Origin of the sequence: Brevundimonas sp. (genome assembly GCF_036405315.1) — a bacterium.
In the GTDB taxonomy this organism is placed as follows: Bacteria; Pseudomonadota; Alphaproteobacteria; order Caulobacterales; family Caulobacteraceae; genus Brevundimonas.
Window position 1 is genome coordinate 1 of the sequence record NZ_DASWXW010000048.1, and the last position, 3,469, is coordinate 3,469.

Here is a 3,469-nt window from a genome sequence, read left to right on the forward strand (position 1 = left end):
AGCCGGGGCCATGAGCCTGAAGACCCGCTTCAAGAACCTGGGCAACATCCTGGCCCAGGACGAGGCCCAGACCGAGGTCTTCGTGCTGGACAGCCCGGTCCTGACCACCGGCATGTATCAGCGCCTGCTGGGCGTCGTCGCCGACGGCTCGACCACGGTGATCGACTGCACCTACCCCCTGCCCGCAGAGGGCGACCGCTCCGGCGCCGGTCTGCGTCAGGCCCTGGACCGCATCCGCGACGAGGCCGAGGCCGCCGCCCGCGACGGCGCCACCCTGATCGTCCTGACCGACGAACACGCCTCGGCCGAGCGTCTGGCCGCGCCCATCATCCTGGCCACCGCCGGGACCCACGGCCGCCTGATCGCGGCGGGCCTGCGCACCTATTGCTCGCTGGTGGTGCGTTCGGCCGAGACTCTGGACCCGCACGCCTTCGCCGTTCTGATCGGGGTCGGCGCCACCGCCGTCAATCCGTGGCTGGCGCAGGAGCTGTTCCAGGAACGTCTGGATCGCGGCGCCTATCCGGGCCTGACGCTTCACGACGCCTGCCTGAACTACAAGCACGGCATCGAGGCCGGCCTGCTGAAGGTGTTGGCGCGCAAGGGCATCAGCGTCATCTCCGCCTATCGGGGCGGCTGCGAGTTCGAGGTTCTGGGCCTGTCCCGCGCCCTGGCCGCCGAGTTCTTCCCCGGCGCCCCGTCGCGCATCTCCGGCATCGGTCTGGCCGGTCTGGAGCAGGCGGCGCTCAAGCGTCACGCCGTCGCCTTCGGCGCGGCCGTGCCTTCGCCGTCGATGGGCGGCTTCTTCCGCATCCGCGCGGGCGGCGAGGCCCACGCCCACGACGCCAGGACCATCCACCTGTTGCAAGACGCGGTGAACCGCGGCGACTACAAGCGGTTCAAGCAGTACTCCGAGGCCGTTCGCGAGCAGCCGGACCTGGCCCTGCGCGACCTGCTGGACTTCAAGGACGGCCTGACCCCGGTGCAGCTGCACGAGGTTGAAAGCGTCTCGGACATCCGCCGCCGCTTCCTGTCTCAGGCCATGTCGCTGGGCGCCCTGTCGCCTGAGGCCCATGAGACCCTGAACATCGCCATGAACCGGATGGGCGCACGCGCCGTCTCCGGCGAGGGCGGCGAGGACCCGGCCCGCTATGTGCCGCGCCCGAACGGCGACAATGCCAACTCGGCGGTCAAGCAGGTGGCCTCGGGCCGCTTCGGCGTCACCGCCGAATACCTGAACCAGTGCCGCGAGATCGAGATCAAGGTGGCCCAGGGCGCCAAGCCCGGCGAAGGGGGCCAGCTGCCCGGCTTCAAGGTGACGGAGTTCATCGGCCGGATGCGCCACGCCGTTCCCGGCACCACCCTGATCAGTCCGCCGCCGCACCACGACATCTATTCGATCGAGGACCTGGCCCAGCTGATCTACGACCTGAAGGCGATCAATCCCGACGCCAAGGTCACGGTCAAGCTGGTCTCGGCCACCGGCATCGGCGCCATCGCCTCGGGCGTGGCCAAGGCCAAGGCCGACGCCATCCTGATCGCCGGCCACAACGGCGGCACGGGCGCCTCGCCCCAGACCTCGGTCAAGCACGCGGGCATGCCGTGGGAGATCGGTCTGGCCGAGGCCCATCAGGTCCTCAGCCTGAACCACCTGCGCTCCTCCGTCAGTCTGCGCGCCGACGGCGGCATCCGCACCGGCCGCGACGTGGTCCTGGCCGCCCTGCTGGGCGCCGAGGAATACGGCATCGGCACCTCGGGCCTGATCGCCATGGGCTGTCTGATGGTGCGCCAGTGCCACTCCAACACCTGCCCGGTCGGCGTCTGCTCGCAAGACGAGCGCCTGCGCGCCAAGTTCACCGGCACGCCGGAGAAGGTGGTCAACCTCTTCACCTTCATCGCCGAGGAGGTGCGCGAAATCCTGGCCTCCATCGGCGCCCGCACCATTGATGAAATTGTGGGCCGCACCGACCTGCTGCGTCAGACCCGGCGCGGCGGCTCGCACCTGGACGACCTGGACCTCAACCCCCTGTTGATGAAGGTCGACGTCGACCGCCCCGGTCGCTGGGCCGACAAGGTCCGCAAGCCCGTTCCCGAGAGCCTGGACGCCCAGGTCTTGAAGGACGCCCAGGCCTTCCTGGAACGCGGCCAGACGCTGGAACTGTCCTATCCGCTGAACAACACCCAGCGCACCGCCGGCGCCGGGGTCTCCTCGGCCATCGTCCGCAAGTTCGGCCCGCAAGGCCCACAAGGCCGTCTGACGCTGAGACTGGAAGGCATCGCCGGTCAGAGCTTCGGCGCCTTCGGGGCCAGGGGCCTGATCCTCGACGTCACCGGCGAGGTCAATGACTACGTCGGCAAGGGCCTGTCGGGGGCCGACATCCACGTCCGCCCCTACGAATGGCGCGCGGATCAGCAGGTCTGCGGCAACACCACCCTCTATGGCGCGACCTCCGGTCGTCTGTTCGTGGCTGGCGCGGCGGGCGAACGCTTCGCCGTCCGCAACTCCGGCGCCGAGGCCGTGGTCGAGGGACTGGGCGCGCACGGCTGCGAATACATGACCGGCGGTCGTGTGGTCGTTCTGGGCGCGGTCGGCTGGAATCTGGCGGCGGGCATGAGCGGCGGCGAGCTGTTCGTGCTCGACGCCGACGGCCGCGCGGCCCAGGCCCTGAACGGCGACATGGCCGGGGTCGGTCACATCGACGCCGAAGCGGAAGACCGGCTGAAGGCCCTGATCGAGGCTCACGCCGCCGCCACCGCCTCGCCCCTGGCCCGGCGCATCCTGGCCGACTGGTCCAGCTTCGCGCCGCGCTTCGTCCGCATCGTCCCCAAGACCGTGCTCGCCGCTGAGGCCGCTGAGACCGACGTCAGGCTGGCCCAACCGGCCTGACGTCCCCGCCCCTTCCGCCCGCGTCTTCTCTCCGAGACCTTCATGACACCACCGACGATCACCAGGGCCGCAGCATTCTGTTGCGGCCTTTTCGCCGTTGCGCTTTCCGCGCCCGCCTTCGCCGCCGCCCCGCCTCTTCTGGCGCATCAGGTCCCGCTGGCGCTGGACGGGCCGGGCGCGGCCTGGATCCTGACCTCGACGGCCCTGGTGCTGATGATGACCCTGCCGGGTCTGGCCCTCTTCTACGGCGGCATGGTGCGCAAGAAGAACCTGATCGCCACCATCGCCCATTCGACCGCGGCCCTGGCCATCGTCACCGCCCTGTGGTTCGTCGCCGGCTACACCCTGTCCTTCGGGACCGTCGAAGGCCCGGCCAACGGCTTCATCGGCGGGGTTCAGGCCCTCTTCCTCAACGGCGTCGGGGTGAAGACGGCCCACGCCCTCACCCCCGGCCTGCCCGAGTTCCTGTGGATCAGCTATCAGCTGACCTTCGCCATCATCACCCCGGCCCTGATCGCTGGCGCCTTCGCCGAGCGGATCAAGTTCTCGGCCAGCGTCCTCTTCTTCACCCTGTGGCACCTGATC

The 3,469-nt window shown here is 69.8% G+C and carries 1 protein-coding gene and 1 pseudogene; both read left to right on the forward strand.

Going from position 1 to position 3,469, the window contains the following annotated elements; genetic code table 11:
- On the forward strand, nt 1-2,884 hold a 2,884-nt coding region (locus VGE49_RS03110; RefSeq protein ID WP_331033122.1), incomplete at its 5' end, for a glutamate synthase-related protein.
- A gap of 42 nt (nt 2,885-2,926) precedes the next feature.
- Nucleotides 2,927-3,469: pseudogene (locus VGE49_RS03115) on the forward strand (ammonium transporter); the annotation flags it as partial.